The sequence below is a fragment of the Ciceribacter thiooxidans genome, from assembly GCF_014126615.1.
In the GTDB taxonomy this organism is placed as follows: Bacteria; Pseudomonadota; Alphaproteobacteria; order Rhizobiales; family Rhizobiaceae; genus Allorhizobium; species Allorhizobium thiooxidans.
On record NZ_CP059896.1, the window covers coordinates 187795 to 202315 of the forward strand.

Consider the following 14521-nt stretch of genomic DNA (forward strand, 5'->3'; position numbering starts at 1 on the left):
GTCTCAACGTGTCGGGATCGGTGTCTCGCCGCGATAGTCGTAGAATCCGCGACCGGACTTGCGTCCGAGCCATCCGGCCTCGACATATTTCACCAGCAGCGGGCAGGGGCGATACTTGCTGTCGGCCAGACCGTCGTGCAGGACCTGCATGATGGAAAGACAGGTATCCAGGCCGATGAAGTCCGCTAGCTGCAGCGGGCCCATCGGGTGATTGGCGCCAAGCCGCATGGCGGTGTCGATCGCTTCCACCGAGCCGACACCTTCGTAAAGCGTATAAATCGCCTCGTTGATCATCGGCAGCAGGATGCGGTTGACGATGAATGCGGGAAAATCTTCAGCGACCGTGATCGTCTTGTCGAGCGACTGAGCGAAGGCCTTCGCCGTCGCGAAGGTCGTTTCATCGGTAGCAATGCCGCGCACGAGTTCCACCAGCTTCATCACCGGAACCGGGTTCATGAAGTGGATCCCCATGAAACGCTCGGGGCGATCGGTCGCGGCGGCAAGTCTCGTGATGGAGAGCGACGACGTATTGGTGGCGAGGAGGGCCTCCGGTTTGAGCACCGGGCAGATCTGGGCGAAGATCTTGCGCTTGACCGTTTCGTCCTCGGTTGCGGCTTCGATGACCATGTCCGCAGGTGCGAGGTCGTTTATGTCGGTCGTGCCGGAGATGCGCGTCATGGCGGCCTTCCGGTCCTCGTCGGAGAGCTTGCCGTTGTTGACCTGGCGGGCGAGGTTGCCGTTGACGGTCGCAAGACCCGCCTCGATCCTTTCCCTCGAAAGATCGTAGACAGTGACCTTGTAGCCGGCGAGCGCGCTGACCTGAACGATCCCGCAGCCCATCTGGCCTGCACCTACAACGCCCAAGCTCTTGATTGCCGTTCCCATCGCGCTCTCCTCGCCGCACTCTGTCCCACAAGAATCTGCCGGGCCGATAGTATCGACCCGGCAAAAACTGATAGACGTGCTTGCTCGATTTTTCCAGTCCTTTCGCAAGTGCGAAGGGATGGGTTTCGGTTAAAGCGCCTTTTCGAGTTCGGGAAGAATCTCGAAGAGGTCTCCGACCAGGCCGTAGTCGGCGACCTGGAAGATCGGAGCTTCTTCATCTTTGTTGATGGCGACGATCACCTTCGAGTCCTTCATGCCGGCGAGATGCTGGATGGCGCCGGAGATGCCGCAAGCGATGTAGAGCTCCGGAGCAACGACCTTGCCGGTCTGGCCGACCTGCCAGTCGTTCGGCGCGTAACCGGCATCGACCGCCGCACGCGAGGCGCCGACGGCGGCGCCGAGCTTGTCGGCCACCGGAAGGATCACTTCCTTGAACTTTTCCGAGGAGCCGAGCGCACGACCGCCGGAGATGATGATCTTCGCGGAGGTGAGTTCGGGACGGTCGGAGGAAGAAAGCGCATCGCCGACGAAGGTCGAGAGGCCGGGATTTGCGGCAGCCGCGACCGTTTCCACGGAAGCCGATCCGCCTTCGCCGGTGGCCGTGAAGGAGGCCGTGCGCACGGTGATGACCTTCTTGGCGTCCGCCGACTGGACCGTCTGGATGGCGTTGCCGGCATAAATCGGACGCTTGAAGGTGTCGGACGAAACGACCTCGATGATTTCCGAGATCTGTGCGACGTCGAGCAGTGCGGCGACGCGCGGCATGACGTTCTTGCCGATCGAGGTCGCAGGCGCCACGATGGCGTCGTAGCTGCCCGCCAGCGACACGATGAGCGCCGCAAGCGGTTCCGCCAGATTGTTCGCAAGCGATGCATCGTCGGCAAGCAGGACCTTGGAGACGCCGGAGAGCTTTGCCGCGGCATCGGCAGCAGCTTTCGCACCGGAGCCGGCGACGAGCACGTGGACGTCACCGCCGATCTTGGCGGCGGCGGTCAGAGCCTTGGCGGTCTGGTCGGACAGGGTTGCGTTGTCGTGTTCTGCCAGAAGAAGAATGGCCATGTTATAAATCTCCTCTCCGGGTCCGTTAGAGCACGCCGGCTTCGTTCTTGAGCTTGTCGACCAGCTCGGCGACTGTCTTGACCTTCACGCCGGCCTTGCGTCCGCCGGGCTCCTCGGTCTTCAGCACCTTGAGACGCGGCGTGGTATCGACGCCGAAGTCCGCGGGGGTCTTCTTGTCGAGCGGCTTCTTCTTTGCCTTCATGATGTTCGGCAGCGAGGCATAGCGCGGTTCGTTCAGGCGCAGGTCCGTCGTGACGACGGCCGGCAGCTTGACCTCGATCGTCTGAAGGCCGCCATCGACCTCGCGGGTCACTTTGGCTGAGCCGTCACCGATTTCGACCTTGGAGGCGAATGTCGCCTGGGGCCAGCCGAGGAGGGCCGACAGCATCTGGCCGGTCTGGTTGGAATCATCGTCGATCGCCTGCTTGCCGGTGATGACGAGGCCGGGCTGTTCCGCTTCGATCACGCCCTTCAGGATCTTGGCGACGGCGAGCGGCTCGACGGCATCGTCGGTCTCAACCAGCACGGCGCGATCGGCGCCCATGGCAAGTCCGGTGCGGAGCGTTTCTTCGGCCTTGGCCGGACCGATGGAGACGACGACGATTTCCGAAGCCTTGCCGGCTTCCTTCAGGCGCAGAGCCTCTTCCACCGCGATCTCGTCGAACGGGTTCATCGACATCTTCACGTTGGCGAGCTCGACGCCCGATCCATCGGGCTTTACACGGATCTTGACGTTGTAGTCGACGACCCGCTTGACGGTCACGAGTATCTTCATGGGTTCCTTCCTTCGCTGCTTTCCGCCGGAAAATGCGCCTGAAAGCGGTCCTCCGATTGTCGGTTGGCGACATCGATACGCATTTTTTCTCCAAACACAACGTCCCGTATCCGGTTCGTGGCATCTGTCCGCATGAATAAGTTACGTTTACGTTTACGTCAACTTTCACGACACTAACTCTGCTACACCTTTCACCCGATGGAGTCTCGTGTGTCGCCCTGCACGGGTGTCGGCGCGGCGGAATGCTGTTCTATCGCCTTCGGCGTGACGATTGCACGATCGAAGAGAGGCACTCCCGGGCGTCGCATGAAGACCACAAGCAATGCGCCGGCGGCGATGCCTCCGACATGGGCACCCCAGGATACGTTGTCGTCCCGACTGAGGCCGAGCATCCAGAACTGCTGACCGATCCAGAAGAGGAGCGGTATGAAGGCCGGAAGCGGCAGGGGAAAACGAAAGAGGACGAGAACCCAGATCCGGACTCGCGGGTGCAGCAGCACATAGGCGGAGACGACGCCGGCGATCGCGCCGGAGGCACCGATCAGCGGGCTTTGCGATGCGGGTATCAGTGCGCCATGTGCGAAAGCGCCGGCGACTGCGCAGAGAAGATAGAAGAGCAGGAAACGGACGTGGCCGAGCGCGTCCTCGACATTGTCGCCGAACACCCAGAGGAACAGCATGTTGGTGGCAAGGTGCACGACATTGCCATGCAGGAAGGCATAGGTGATCGACGTGAGCAGGCTCGGGACGAGAACAAGGGACGGATCGAGCACTGCATTGCCGAAGACCACCGCCGGAATAAAGCCGAGACCGAGGGCGCTTGCCTGAACGACGTCTTCCGTGGCCAACGGACCCGTCAGGAGCCAGATCGCGATGTTGAGAACGATCAGTCCGTGGGTCACGTATTGCCGCTTTATATGCTTCAGGCCGTTGCGATCATGCAGGGGAACGAACATCGGCGGCCCTTATCGCGTCAGCGGTGCTTGCCCGGCACCCAGAGAATGTCGTTCCTGCCGCCTGCGTTTGCAAACCGGGCGGCGACGAAGAGGAAATCCGAAAGACGGTTGACGTACTTGAGCGCCGGAGCACCGACCGTCTCCCCTTCGCATCGCGAGAGCTCGACCATGATCCGTTCGGCGCGGCGCGCCACCGTGCGAGCGAGATGAAGATGAGCGGCTGCGGGCGTCCCGCCCGGCAGGATGAAGGATTTCAGCGGATCGAGCCCGGCATTCAGCTGGTCGATCTCGTGCTCGAGACGAGCAACCTGTTCCTCGATCACCCGCAGGGGGTCGTAGGGCAGTGCCTCGCCGGTTTCCGGTGCAGCGAGATCCGCGCCCAGATCGAAGAGGTCGTTCTGGACGCGCATGAGTATGGCGTCGAGGTCAGGTGTTGCCGCCGTATGAAGCCGTGCAACGCCGATCGCCGAGTTCGTTTCGTCGACGGTACCGTAGGCCTCGACCCGCAGATCATGCTTTTGACGGCGCGGGCCACTGACCAGAGCGGTCGTGCCGTCGTCGCCGGTTCGGGTATAGATCTTGTTCAGTCTGACCATGTTTCCAGTTCCCGTCAGCGTCCGCCACCCGTCAGCCAGAGGGTGACCATGATGAGTACGATCGCCACCGCCTGCAACAGAATTCGCATGCGCATCAGCCGGTTCGAACGATTACCGCTGCCGCCTTTCATCATGTTCGCCAGACCTCGGATCAGGACGACGACGACGAGGCCCATGATGATCAACGTGAGTGTTGTTGTGAAGGCGGACATTTTTCCTCTTTGGCCCTTCGGCTTGGTATCAGCTGAGCGACCGCATCAGCTTGTAGAAAAGATCGGCGGGAAGGAGTCGTTTGAGCATAGCGCCCTGCCGGGCGGGTGTCGTGACAAGATAATGCGGGCGCGGCCGCCTGGCGGTCAAGGCGTGCTTAAGGGCCGCGTAGACGGCCTCCGGTCCAAGCTTGTGTCGATTGACAGGTCCTGAACCGTCGAGTCGCGCAAGCTGTCGCTGGTAGTCTTCGGCGTGCACAGAGCCTTCGAGATCGATGCTTTCACGTATGTGGGCGAGTGCGTTTGCGGTGAATCGCGATTCGATCGGGCCAGGTTCGATCAGGCTCACATGAATGCCGCTTCCTTCGACTTCCATCCGCAGCGTGAGGCTGAGCCCCTCCAGGGCGTATTTCGAGGCCGTGTAGGCGCCACGGAAACGATAGGGCAGAATCCCGAGGATGGAGGAGCACTGTACGATCCGGCCGTGTCCTTGCCGGCGCATGAGCGGAACGATCCGGCGCGTGAGTTCATGCCAACCGAAGACATTCGTCTCGAACTGCCGCCGGAGTGCTTCGGTCGGCAAGTCTTCGACCGCGCCGGGTTGGCCATAGGCGCCGTTGTTGAAGAGTGCGTCTATGCGTCCGCCGGTCCTTCTTTCGACTTCCTGTACCAGTGCGGCGATGCTCGGGCCGTCGGTGTAGTCCATCAACAGGGCTTCGATCCCGGCGGTTTCGAGGGGGACGAGATCGGCCGGCTTGCGGACGGTCGCGAAGACCCGCCATCCGTCGTCGCGCAGTGCTCGCGCGCAGTAAGCACCGATACCTGAGGAACAGCCGGTAACGATGATCGAGGGGCGGTTCGCCATGGATTGTTTCCTGTACAATGCCGCGGAGGTTTCCCATATTCGCTTTCGGGTGACAACCGGCACTGACGATCGGGAGACGAAATGCCAGCATTCCTGCGCATGCTCTACAAGGTGAGCTTCGATGCGCTGAAGCATTTTTCCGAGGATGACGGCTGGGCGATGGCAAGTCACGTGGCGCTCTCCGCACTGCTCGCAGTCTTTCCCTTCCTGATCTTTGGAACCGCGGTTGCGGGCTTTTTCGGTGCCGATACGTTCGCCGACACGGCGATCCACCTCATTTTCGACACCTGGCCAGAAGCCATTGCCAGGCCGCTTGCCGAACAGGTTCTGCAAGTCCTCACCGTGCCGCGCGGCCTTCTCACGATCTCGGTGTTGGCCGCTGCCTACTTCGCATCCAACGGGGTCGAGGCGTTGAGGGTGTCGCTCAACCGCGCCTACCGGGTGACGGAGGATCGCTCGTGGTATGTCACGCGCCTCGTCAGCTTCGCCTATGTGATCGGCGGGGTCGTGGTCCTGGCGATCGTCAGCGCGCTTCTCGTTGCCGTCCCTATTGCCCTCGCCTTCGCGAGCAAGTGGTTTCCGCTGCTGGAAGATTTCCTCGTCACCGTCGCCAACTGGAGGGTATATGGAACCCTGTTCCTGCTTGCCGCCGGCCTGATGATCTTTCACCTCGGGTTGCCGGCCGGGCACCGACGGCTGAGGGATGTCGCACCCGGCGTCCTGCTCACTCTGGTGCTGTGGCTCGTCGGAGCACTGGCTTTCGCGTCCTATCTCGCCACCTTCGCCAATTACGCAGCAACCTACGCCGGTTTGGCGTCGGTCATGGTGGTGCTCGTCTTTCTCTACATGGTCGGCGCAATCTTCATCATCGGCGCGGAATTCAACGCCGCGCTCCTGAAGTACGACGTGCTCTCCGGCCGACGCATGGCGAATGCCCGCCGCCGCTCACGCAAGGCCGACCAGCCGTCGGACGTCGGCTGACGTCAACCCCCGCGCCCTCAGTGCCGCGAGAGCGGTGTCGCCCGCACTCTTGGAGAGTTTGCGGCCGTCGGCGCCGAGGACCAGCCGGTGGTGATGGTAGACGGGGGCGGTCAGTCCAAGCAGTTCCTGCAGAAGCCTGTGCACGGCGGTCGCGTGGAAAAGATCGAGTCCCCGGACCACATGGGTAACGCCCTGCAGCGCATCGTCGACGGTGACAGACAGGTGATAGCTCGACGGCGCGTCCGATCGCCACAGGACGATGTCGCCCCAGTCCTCCGGACGTGCGGCGATGTGGCCCTTCGGCCCATGGCCCGTCTCCGTCCAGGTCAGCCTTCTTCCGAGTTTTGCCGTCGCCTTCGCTATGTCGAGACGCCAGGCATGCCGACAACCGTCGGCGAGAAGACGCTCTCTGTCGGTCGCGAGCCGTTCCCTGTCGGTTGGTGGGTAAATCGGCGCACCGTCCGGATCGCGCGGCCAAGGCCGGCCGTGTTGCTCGGTCTCGAAGACGTAAGCCTTTACCTCGCCGCGTGTCATGAATGCCGGGTAGGCCAGACCGAGATCGATCAGTTTCTGCAGGGCCTGCCGATACTCACCGAGATGCTGGGATTGGCGTCGCACCGGTTCTTCCCATGAGACCCCCAACCAGGTCAGATCATCGAGGATTGCCGTCTCGAATTCCGGCGTGCAACGGGATAGATCGATGTCCTCGATCCTCAGCAGGAGCCGTCCGTCGGCAGCCCTTGCCATATCCTGATTGAGCAGAGCCGAGAGCGCATGGCCGAGATGAAGGCGCCCGTTTGGGCTCGGGGCGAAGCGAAAGACGGACCTTTGATTGTCGACGACGGTCATGCTCTTTTCTGGCACGAACGGTGCGCCGCCGCCAAGAGGAGCAAGGTAGACGAATGAGGATCATCCGGACTGCGGAAGACGTCGAATACGGTCTTGCAGAATTGTGCCGCATCGATCCCCGTCTCCGTCTGCTTCGGAGTGCCGTCGATGCCTTGCCACTTCGTCTCCTGGAGCCGGGGTTTGCAGGTCTCGCACAGATCGTCGTTTCGCAGATGGTGTCGAGGGCCAGTGCCGACGCGATATGGGGACGCCTCGTCAGGGCGACCGGTGTGCCGACGGCACAAAATTATCTGTCGCTCGATCCGATCGCCGTCGGGCGGCTCGGCCTGTCGCGGGCGAAGGCCGAGACGTTACGCCTGGTTGCGGAGGCAGTTGTTGCCGGCGAACTCGACCTCGGCTCCTTCGCCGGCCGCGATGCGGAGGAGGTCGTCGGTGTCCTCACCTCGTATCGAGGCGTCGGCCCTTGGACGGCGGAAGTCTACCTCATGTTCTGCGCCGGACATCCAGATGTCTTTCCAGCGGGCGATGTCGCCCTGAGAATCGCAGTCGGCAGGGCCTTCGGACATAGCGACCGTCCCTCCACGCGTGCGGTAGCCCTGATGGCGGAAGCCTGGCGGCCATGGCGCTCTGTCGCCGCCCGGCTTTTCTGGGCATATTATGCGGGAGACTCCGCGCCTCTTCCCGGCATCATTCCGTCCGTTTGACGGGACCTGCAACCCGGCTTGCTTCCTCATTGGGCGAAACGCCGCATTCTGTAGCGGGTGCGTTATTCCGCTTCACAATCCTGTAACAACGGACCTAATATACAAGGGTGGATGCCGAATCGCTCAGGAGACGCCCTTGACGATTGCAGTCTCGCCCCAGTCCTTGCCGGCGCTCGTGCTGAATGCCGACTACAGACCGCTGAGTTACTATCCCTTGTCGCTATGGTCCTGGCAGGACGCGATCAAGGCAGTCTTCCTTGACCGCGTCAACATCATAGCGGAGTACGAACACTCGGTTTCTTCCCCCAGCTTTTCGATGCGGGTGCCGAGCGTCGTCAGCCTGAAGACCTATGTCCAGCCGTCGCGCAATCCGGCATTTACCCGCTTCAACGTCTTCCTGCGTGATCGTTTCGAGTGTCAGTACTGCGGCTCCACCGACGACCTGACCTTCGATCATGTCATCCCGCGCGCCCACGGCGGCGAGACGACGTGGGAGAACGTCGTCGCGGCCTGCTCGCCGTGCAATCTCCGCAAGGGCAGCAAGCTGCCGAGACAGGCGCAGATGTTCCCGGCCCAGAAGCCATACCGTCCCACGGTGCAGGATCTGCACAACAACGGCCGGCTCTTCCCGCCGAACTATCTGCATGAAAGCTGGGTCGACTACCTCTACTGGGACTCCGAATTGCAGCCCTGACCGTCAGTGCCGCTTGCCGAAGACACCCCACGCTGCGATCGCCGCAAGGATTGCGCTTCCGACCACGTTCCAGCCTGCAAAGGAAAGTCCGAGCACGCGCAGCGTAGCTTCTGTGCAGGACGGGCCCTTCACGCTGTTGAGCTGGTTCAAGATGTCACCGGAGCCGGCGGCGGGAGCCGCTCCGCCGACGGAACAGCTTGCCGGTCCTTCCCAGAAGCCCCACTCGACGCCGGAATGATAGACACCGAGGCCGCCGCCGACGATCATCAGGATCATGATGATCGCAAGCAGGCTGCGCGTGATCCAGGACGGCAGGTTCAGGACACCCGCCAGTACCGCCAGAATTCCGACGGGAATGCCGATATAGTAGGGATTTCGCTGGAGAAGGCAGAGGGCACACGGAATGTAGCCGCCGATATGCTCGAAGGCGAGCGCGGAGCCGACGACGAAAGCCATTCCGAGGGTCAGAATCGCGGCGATTGCTGTTTCGGAGCGTGCGAGCGAGGCAGAAGTATTCATTGTTCGATTCCGTCAGAAGGCGAATTTCACCAGGTAGAAGCCACCCAGAAGCAGCGCCATGAACAGGGTGAAAAGAAGACCGAGATATTTTTCGATGAAGACGCGGATCGGTTCGCCGTAGCGACCGAGCAACCAGGCGACCAGGAAGAAGCGCGCCGAACGGCCGATAATGCTGACCACCATGAAGACGAAGAAATTAAGTCCTGTCGCTCCGGAAAAGATGGTCAGTACCTTGTAAGGGAAAGGAGTGATTGCAGCAAAAAGCACGCCCCAGCCGCCCCAGGTGTTGTACCATTCGGCGATCCGGTTGAATGAGTTTTCCGCGCCGTAGAGGGCCAGGATAGGCTGGCCGACAAGCTCGTAGAGGAACATGCCGATCGCATAACCGACAACCGCGCCGAGCACGGAAGCGAAGGTGCTGACGAGGGCGAGCCGAATCCAGTGCGTCGGCTTGGCGACCACCATCGGGATCAGCAGAACGTCCGGTGGAATAGGGAAGAAAGAGCTTTCGGCAAAGGAGACGCCGAACAGGGCTTTCTCCGCATGGCGTGTTGCCGCCAGCGACATGGTCCAATCGTAGAGGCGACGCAGCATTCGCGGTTTCCTGATCCTCGGATCGAGCGGTTTTATGCAAGTGTGCCTAAGCTGTAAATGCCTCCACATTGCGGCGCATCATCTCGCCCGTAAACATTCCCGTGAACAGCTTTGGCGAAAAAGGCGTTGACCGCCTCGGCCTGCTTCGTATAGTCCGGCGCTGTTCTACTGAGGTATGACGCTTCTGTGCCCCATTGGCGGAACTGGTAGACGCGCTCGACTCAAAATCGAGTTCCGAAAGGAGTGCTGGTTCGATTCCGGCATGGGGCACCATTCACTTTCAGGCCGGATGGACCATTGAATTTCGCCGCGCTTGTGTAGGTCAGGCGAAATTCGGCAACAATTCGGCCGGACGATCTGCCCAGCCGGCGGTCCGGTGCAACGGTCCGCCTTTCTCGTTGTGCATGTGCGAAACGAATGCTAGCAGTTCCCGATGTGAGACGGGATACCGGCATGTTTCTGCCAGCAAGCAGTTCTTACGAAAGCATCCTCCGCGACTTCTCCTGGAAGATACCCGGGGACTTCAATATTGGACGCGCCGTCAGCGATGACTGGGCGGCGCGCGACCCCGAGCGGGTCTGTCTGGAACACTTCAGCCCCGACGGCAATCATCAATCGATGACCTATCGAGAGCTTTCCGAGCGTTCCGCAGCCTTTGCCCACGCCCTGCATTCGCTCGGCGTCTCTATGGGCGACCGCGTGGCGCTGTTGCTACCGCAGTCCTTCGAGACGGTTGTCGCTCATGTCTCGATTTACAAGGTCGGTGCGATCGCACTGCCGCTGGCTCTTCTCTTCGGTGAAGAGGCGCTCGAATTTCGTCTCCAGGTGTCCGGCGCCAAGGTGGTGGTTACCAACAATTTCGGCCTTTTGCGCCTCGCGCCGATACGCGGGCGCCTGCCTGAACTCAAGCACGTGATCTCGATCGACGAGGGTGGTGCCCCGACCCTTTCCTTCGCCCAGCTGATCGACGATCACCCCCCCGTCTTCGAGGTTCTGGCGAGTGGTCCAGACAAGCCTGCGATGATGATCTTCACGTCTGGGACAACCGGGTCGCCAAAGGGTGCCCTGCACGGTCACCGTGTTCTTGCTGGGCATATGCCGGGTTTTCAAATGGCGCACGCGTTTCCACCGCAGCCGGGAGACAAGATGTGGACGCCGGCGGACTGGGCCTGGGCTGGAGGCCTGCTGAACGCCCTGCTGCCGGCGCTGCTTCTCGGGATACCGGTGGTTTCGTCGCTCGCGCAGAAATTCGACCCGCACATGGCGTTCCGCATCATGGCGGAGATGAAGGTGCGCAACGCCTTCATTCCGCCAACCGCCCTGCGGCTGATGAAGGCGGTCGAGAATCCGCGAGACAGATACGATCTTGTTCTGCGGAGTATCGGCAGTGCGGGCGAAGCTCTCGGACGAGAGACCTACGAGTGGGTGAAGTCGGCGCTCGGGATCGTGCCCAACGAGTTCTACGGCCAGACGGAGTGTAACTTCGTTCTCTCGTCGGCGGCTCATCTCGGAATCAGCAAGGCCGGTGCAATCGGACGGCCGGTGCCTGGTCATGATGTTGCAATCATCGATCCGGAAGGAAACGTTCTTCCGGCCGGCGCGGCCGGGCAGATTGCGGTCCGCCGTCCGGATCCGGTGATGTTTCTCGAATACTGGCAGAAGCCGGAAGCGACCGCGGCCAAGTTCGTTGGCGAGTGGATGACGACCGGCGACATGGGCCGGATAGATGAAGAGGGTTATTTCTTTTTTCTCGGTCGTGATGACGATGTCATCACCTCATCCGGATACCGGATCGGTCCCAGCGAGATCGAGGATTGCCTCCTCGGGCATCCCGCCGTCCAGCTCGCGGCCGTGATCGGCAAGCCGGATCCGCTGCGCACGGAGATCGTCAAGGCCTTTGTCGTTCTCAGGCCCGGTCATGTCCCGGGTCCAGAGTTGGCAGCCGATCTTCGCTTGTGGGTCAAGCAGCGTTTGTCGATGCACGAATATCCCCGCGAGGTCACCTTCGTGGACGAGTTGCCGCTGACGACGTCGGGCAAGGTGATCCGGCGGCTTCTGCGTGAGCAGGACATCGCTGGTTTCGCTGCGGAATAAGGCGCCTCAGCGATCACCAAATCGGCGCGACAGGATCTTGTCGCGCAGCATCCGTGCGAGATTGCGGGTATTTCTGTAAAGATGAAGTTGCGTCGCCACCTGCCGGACGTCACGGTCGGAGTTGCGGTTGAGACCGATGACCACCGTCGCCATCTCCTCACGTTCCCGCCACATGCGGTGCAGCATGGTCTGCTCGGCCTCGGTGGAGGAATCCGTGCGCACGATGTTGGCGTCTTCCAGGTGCCAGACGGTCAGGTCCGCGGCAAGCAATTTGCCGGGTGAGAAGCGGGCATAATCCTCGTCGAACGTGGTTTTCCAGGTGTAGGCCTCGCCGGCCATGATGAAGACGATCATCGAGGCGACCGCTTTGCCGTCGAGGTCGAGAGTGTGAATGCGCACAGCGTCGACCTCGGCAAGGTTGCTGATGGCTTCACGCGCGAAGGCGGAACGATAACGATCGTTCAGGAGCGCCGTCCGTTTTTTCCCTTTCCAGCCCTTTGCCTCGAGCGACAGGAACTCCTCCATGCGCAGCCGGATCTCTTCGGGCTGTCGGGCGACATCGTAGAGAAGTTCGCCCTCCTGGGCGAGCAACCGGCGCTGCCGGCGGATGTCCTTCAGGTGACCACGGGAGATAGCATTCCTGAGGTAGGTGTTGCCGTCCTCATAGCTCTCGAGCATCGGGCGCTCGGAAGGATTGGTGATCGTCAGGGGCAGGTCCCGGCTGAGAGCCAGCGCTCTCGCAAGCTTGGCAAACGGGCCGTTGACGCGAAGGCTGGGCAGGACGAGGACTCCGGGGAGTTTTGCCTCCTGAGCGGCGAGCGCCTCGAAGAGGTTGTCAATCGTCTCCGCAGCATCCTCCGTGTCGACGAGCGGCGTTCCGAGCGGACCGAAGTCGTTGGCCCAGACCCGGATGATCGAAGGGCCGACGGAGAAGCCCGGCTTCTCGATGGAGAACGGCATCAACAGGCGCATGCGGCTACGCGCGCCAACCTCGTCGCGAATGATGGCGATGCGGATCTGCCGATCCTCAAGCCGTGGCATCGCCGGCGCAAGGAAGCGGGCAGCGAAAAAGACATTGGGTTCCATGGCTCGATAGGTGAGGAAGTCCAGTTCTTCCTGCAGATCGTAGCCCATGCGGCCGGGGTAGAGCGCAAGGTGGCGTCCCGGGCGTCCGACAGCGACACGCACGTCGGCGGCGACGCCCGGACGTCCGTCCACGGAGAGTGTCCCGGGAGGGACGCTGTCGGGACCATTCTTGCTGTCGTTGAAGATCGGCGGCTGCATCATGATCGTGACGGCCTTGTTCTGTCCAGGATTGCCAGAGGATTGGCGAATGCGAAAAGTACGATACCGAGCGAAGTGCGCACGGCGACATGGAGGAGAAGCGCTTCGACCATCATGGCCGCGGCAGTGGCAGAAGCCGCACCCACCAAGCCGAAGAGCGGGATCAGAATAACATTCAATGCGATGTTTGTCGTGAGCGCGATCACGTAAAGCCACACACAAAGGCCTTGCCGGCCGGCCATCGTCAGCAGCACTTCTCCGGGCCCGACCACCGCCTTCGAGAGGATGCCCGCGAGGAGGATCGCCATGAGGACGTAGCCGGAGGTGAATGCCTCGCCGAATAGCATCAGAAGAAACCTTCCGAAGAGTAACACGGCGCAACCCATCAGAAGCGACGGCCAGAAGCTCCAGCGAACGGTGTTGCCGGCGAAGACCGCGAGTTGCCGTATGTCCGACTGCGCCATCATGGCCGAGAACCTTGGCGCCACGACCGTCTTTATGGCGAAATAGACGAACTGCACGAGCGCCATGGTCTTGGACGCGGCGAAATAGACGGCAACCTGTTCCGGATCGAGGTAGAGACCGACGATGACCACATCCGAGTTGGTCAGGAGAAAGGAAAATCCCTCGATCAGGAAGATCGGGATTGCAACCTTAAACCAAACGAGAAAGTCAATCTTTGCCGTATTGAACACGAAGCGTTTCCGCAATCTCCACTCGATAACCGCGAACTGGCAGAGGGAGGTGACATAGGTGGCAAGTAATGCTGCCTGCATGGCCGTGGTCGCCGTGTGCGGCGCGCCGAAGAGAACTGCGACCACCATGAAGAGCAGGATAAGGGTCGGACGGATGAGATAGGTCGGGCTCAGGGCTCCGATGGTCCAGTGGTTGGCACGGGCGGTGCCTTCGAGGACGTCCCCCAAAGCAATCATCGGCAGGGTGGCGAGGCCGAAGATCAGCGGCATGACATAATAGGTTTCGATCCGTTCGCCCGCAAACTGCAGGAGCAGGATGCCGGCGATGGCAAGCAGGCTTGCCATGAACATCGAGAAGCGCCGCGCAGTGTGGGTCAGCCCACGGATGCTGTCATACTCGCCCAGCGCCTGGTACTGTGGCAGGAAACGGATGATCGTCGCGTGGAAGCCGAGGCAGGAGAGATTGCCGGCGAGCACGACCAGAACCCACACGAAAACGAATATGCCGTATTCGAACTCACCCATGATCCGGGCCTGGATGATCTGGGAAACAAGGGCAATCGCGGCGCTGACGACGCGGATCGCAAAGGCGATGAGCGCCTTGCGCCGGGACTGGGCGTTGTCGTCGTCGCTCAGCAGCACGCTCTCCAGCCGCCTGAACGCCGGATGCAGGCTGCTCGGCAGTACTTTTTCCGCAAACTGGATCACTGCCGGGATCGACACGCTATACTCACCGATGACGCAATACTGACCGGCGCATTG

At 61.4% G+C, this 14521-nt stretch carries 16 protein-coding genes and 1 tRNA gene; 5 read left to right on the forward strand and 12 right to left on the reverse strand.

Features of this window, described 5'->3' with window-relative positions; genetic code table 11:
- Nucleotides 1–3: 3 nt before the first annotated feature.
- The 7 genes from H4I97_RS00845 to H4I97_RS00875 form a co-directional block, all read right to left on the reverse strand.
- Nucleotides 4–885 (reverse strand): 3-hydroxybutyryl-CoA dehydrogenase, encoded by an 882-nt coding sequence (locus H4I97_RS00845; protein WP_182306096.1) that lies wholly within the window; start codon nt 883–885, stop codon nt 4–6.
- Nucleotides 886–1014: 129 nt separating this feature from the next.
- A complete protein-coding gene (locus H4I97_RS00850) occupies nt 1015–1944 on the reverse strand; it encodes an electron transfer flavoprotein subunit alpha/FixB family protein (RefSeq protein WP_182306097.1) in 930 nt (309 codons plus the stop codon).
- Between the two features lie 25 nt (nt 1945–1969).
- A complete protein-coding gene (locus tag H4I97_RS00855) occupies nt 1970–2719 on the reverse strand; it encodes an electron transfer flavoprotein subunit beta/FixA family protein (protein ID WP_182306098.1) in 750 nt (249 codons plus the stop codon).
- A gap of 191 nt (nt 2720–2910) precedes the next feature.
- On the reverse strand, nt 2911–3675 hold the full coding sequence (locus tag H4I97_RS00860) for a rhomboid family intramembrane serine protease (RefSeq protein WP_182306099.1): 765 nt from the start codon (nt 3673–3675) through the stop codon (nt 2911–2913).
- A 17-nt stretch (nt 3676–3692) separates the two neighbouring features.
- A complete protein-coding gene (locus tag H4I97_RS00865) occupies nt 3693–4271 on the reverse strand; it encodes a cob(I)yrinic acid a,c-diamide adenosyltransferase (protein WP_182306100.1) in 579 nt (192 codons plus the stop codon).
- A gap of 14 nt (nt 4272–4285) precedes the next feature.
- Complete coding sequence (locus tag H4I97_RS00870; protein ID WP_182306101.1) at nt 4286–4483, reverse strand: twin transmembrane helix small protein; 198 nt, start codon at nt 4481–4483, stop codon at nt 4286–4288.
- 28 nt (nt 4484–4511) lie between these two features.
- Nucleotides 4512–5345: an SDR family oxidoreductase gene (locus H4I97_RS00875; RefSeq protein WP_182306102.1), complete on the reverse strand. Its 834-nt coding sequence runs from the start codon at nt 5343–5345 to the stop codon at nt 4512–4514.
- 81 nt (nt 5346–5426) lie between these two features.
- Here H4I97_RS00875 and H4I97_RS00880 point away from each other — a divergent pair, with 81 nt between their 5' ends.
- Nucleotides 5427–6326 carry a YihY/virulence factor BrkB family protein gene (locus tag H4I97_RS00880; RefSeq protein ID WP_182306103.1) on the forward strand — a complete coding sequence of 300 codons (900 nt, stop codon included), beginning with the start codon at nt 5427–5429 and terminating at the stop codon, nt 6324–6326.
- Here H4I97_RS00880 and gluQRS read toward each other — a convergent pair.
- Nucleotides 6291–7175, reverse strand: a complete 885-nt coding sequence (gene gluQRS / locus H4I97_RS00885; RefSeq protein WP_182306104.1) for a tRNA glutamyl-Q(34) synthetase GluQRS — start codon at nt 7173–7175, stop codon at nt 6291–6293. The two genes, H4I97_RS00880 and gluQRS, sit on opposite strands and share 36 nt — an antisense overlap.
- Nucleotides 7176–7228: 53 nt before the next feature.
- Between gluQRS and H4I97_RS00890 the strand changes: the two genes are divergently transcribed.
- Nucleotides 7229–7879, forward strand: a complete 651-nt coding sequence (locus tag H4I97_RS00890; protein WP_182306105.1) for a DNA-3-methyladenine glycosylase family protein — start codon at nt 7229–7231, stop codon at nt 7877–7879.
- A 136-nt stretch (nt 7880–8015) separates the two neighbouring features.
- Nucleotides 8016–8573 carry an HNH endonuclease gene (locus H4I97_RS00895; protein WP_182306106.1) on the forward strand — a complete coding sequence of 186 codons (558 nt, stop codon included), beginning with the start codon at nt 8016–8018 and terminating at the stop codon, nt 8571–8573.
- A 3-nt stretch (nt 8574–8576) separates the two neighbouring features.
- Here H4I97_RS00895 and H4I97_RS00900 read toward each other — a convergent pair whose 3' ends face one another.
- Nucleotides 8577–9092 (reverse strand): disulfide bond formation protein B, encoded by a 516-nt coding sequence (locus H4I97_RS00900; RefSeq protein ID WP_182306107.1) that lies wholly within the window; start codon nt 9090–9092, stop codon nt 8577–8579.
- A gap of 12 nt (nt 9093–9104) precedes the next feature.
- Nucleotides 9105–9686: a YqaA family protein gene (locus tag H4I97_RS00905; protein WP_182306108.1), complete on the reverse strand. Its 582-nt coding sequence runs from the start codon at nt 9684–9686 to the stop codon at nt 9105–9107.
- A gap of 188 nt (nt 9687–9874) precedes the next feature.
- Between H4I97_RS00905 and H4I97_RS00910 the strand changes: the two genes are divergently transcribed.
- Nucleotides 9875–9959 (forward strand) — tRNA-Leu (locus H4I97_RS00910).
- Between the two features lie 180 nt (nt 9960–10139).
- Nucleotides 10140–11780, forward strand: coding sequence for an AMP-binding protein (locus H4I97_RS00915; RefSeq protein WP_182306109.1), 1641 nt, complete (start codon nt 10140–10142; stop codon nt 11778–11780).
- A gap of 6 nt (nt 11781–11786) precedes the next feature.
- Here the strand turns inward: H4I97_RS00915 and H4I97_RS00920 are convergent, their stop codons facing one another.
- Together H4I97_RS00920 and H4I97_RS00925 are read right to left on the reverse strand one after the other, a co-directional pair.
- Complete coding sequence (locus H4I97_RS00920) at nt 11787–13067, reverse strand: GNAT family N-acetyltransferase (protein ID WP_182306110.1); 1281 nt, start codon at nt 13065–13067, stop codon at nt 11787–11789.
- Nucleotides 13064–14482 (reverse strand): lipopolysaccharide biosynthesis protein, encoded by a 1419-nt coding sequence (locus H4I97_RS00925; protein WP_182306111.1) that lies wholly within the window; start codon nt 14480–14482, stop codon nt 13064–13066. The genes H4I97_RS00920 and H4I97_RS00925 overlap by 4 nt, the downstream gene beginning before the upstream one ends.
- Nucleotides 14483–14521: the final 39 nt, after the last annotated feature.

Coding starts and splice junctions, on each gene's coding strand:
- H4I97_RS00865 (WP_182306100.1), bottom strand. CDS start 4,271: ATGGTCAGACTGAACAAGATCTATACCCGAACCGGCGACGACGGCACG.
- gluQRS (WP_182306104.1), bottom strand. CDS start 7,175: ATGACCGTCGTCGACAATCAAAGGTCCGTCTTTCGCTTCGCCCCGAGC.
- H4I97_RS00845 (WP_182306096.1), bottom strand. CDS start 885: ATGGGAACGGCAATCAAGAGCTTGGGCGTTGTAGGTGCAGGCCAGATG.
- H4I97_RS00920 (WP_182306110.1), bottom strand. CDS start 13,067: ATGATGCAGCCGCCGATCTTCAACGACAGCAAGAATGGTCCCGACAGC.
- H4I97_RS00890 (WP_182306105.1), top strand. CDS start 7,229: ATGAGGATCATCCGGACTGCGGAAGACGTCGAATACGGTCTTGCAGAA.
- H4I97_RS00900 (WP_182306107.1), bottom strand. CDS start 9,092: ATGAATACTTCTGCCTCGCTCGCACGCTCCGAAACAGCAATCGCCGCG.
- H4I97_RS00875 (WP_182306102.1), bottom strand. CDS start 5,345: ATGGCGAACCGCCCCTCGATCATCGTTACCGGCTGTTCCTCAGGTATC.
- H4I97_RS00905 (WP_182306108.1), bottom strand. CDS start 9,686: ATGCTGCGTCGCCTCTACGATTGGACCATGTCGCTGGCGGCAACACGC.
- H4I97_RS00880 (WP_182306103.1), top strand. CDS start 5,427: ATGCCAGCATTCCTGCGCATGCTCTACAAGGTGAGCTTCGATGCGCTG.
- H4I97_RS00855 (WP_182306098.1), bottom strand. CDS start 2,719: ATGAAGATACTCGTGACCGTCAAGCGGGTCGTCGACTACAACGTCAAG.
- H4I97_RS00870 (WP_182306101.1), bottom strand. CDS start 4,483: ATGTCCGCCTTCACAACAACACTCACGTTGATCATCATGGGCCTCGTC.
- H4I97_RS00850 (WP_182306097.1), bottom strand. CDS start 1,944: ATGGCCATTCTTCTTCTGGCAGAACACGACAACGCAACCCTGTCCGAC.
- H4I97_RS00860 (WP_182306099.1), bottom strand. CDS start 3,675: ATGTTCGTTCCCCTGCATGATCGCAACGGCCTGAAGCATATAAAGCGG.
- H4I97_RS00915 (WP_182306109.1), top strand. CDS start 10,140: ATGTTTCTGCCAGCAAGCAGTTCTTACGAAAGCATCCTCCGCGACTTC.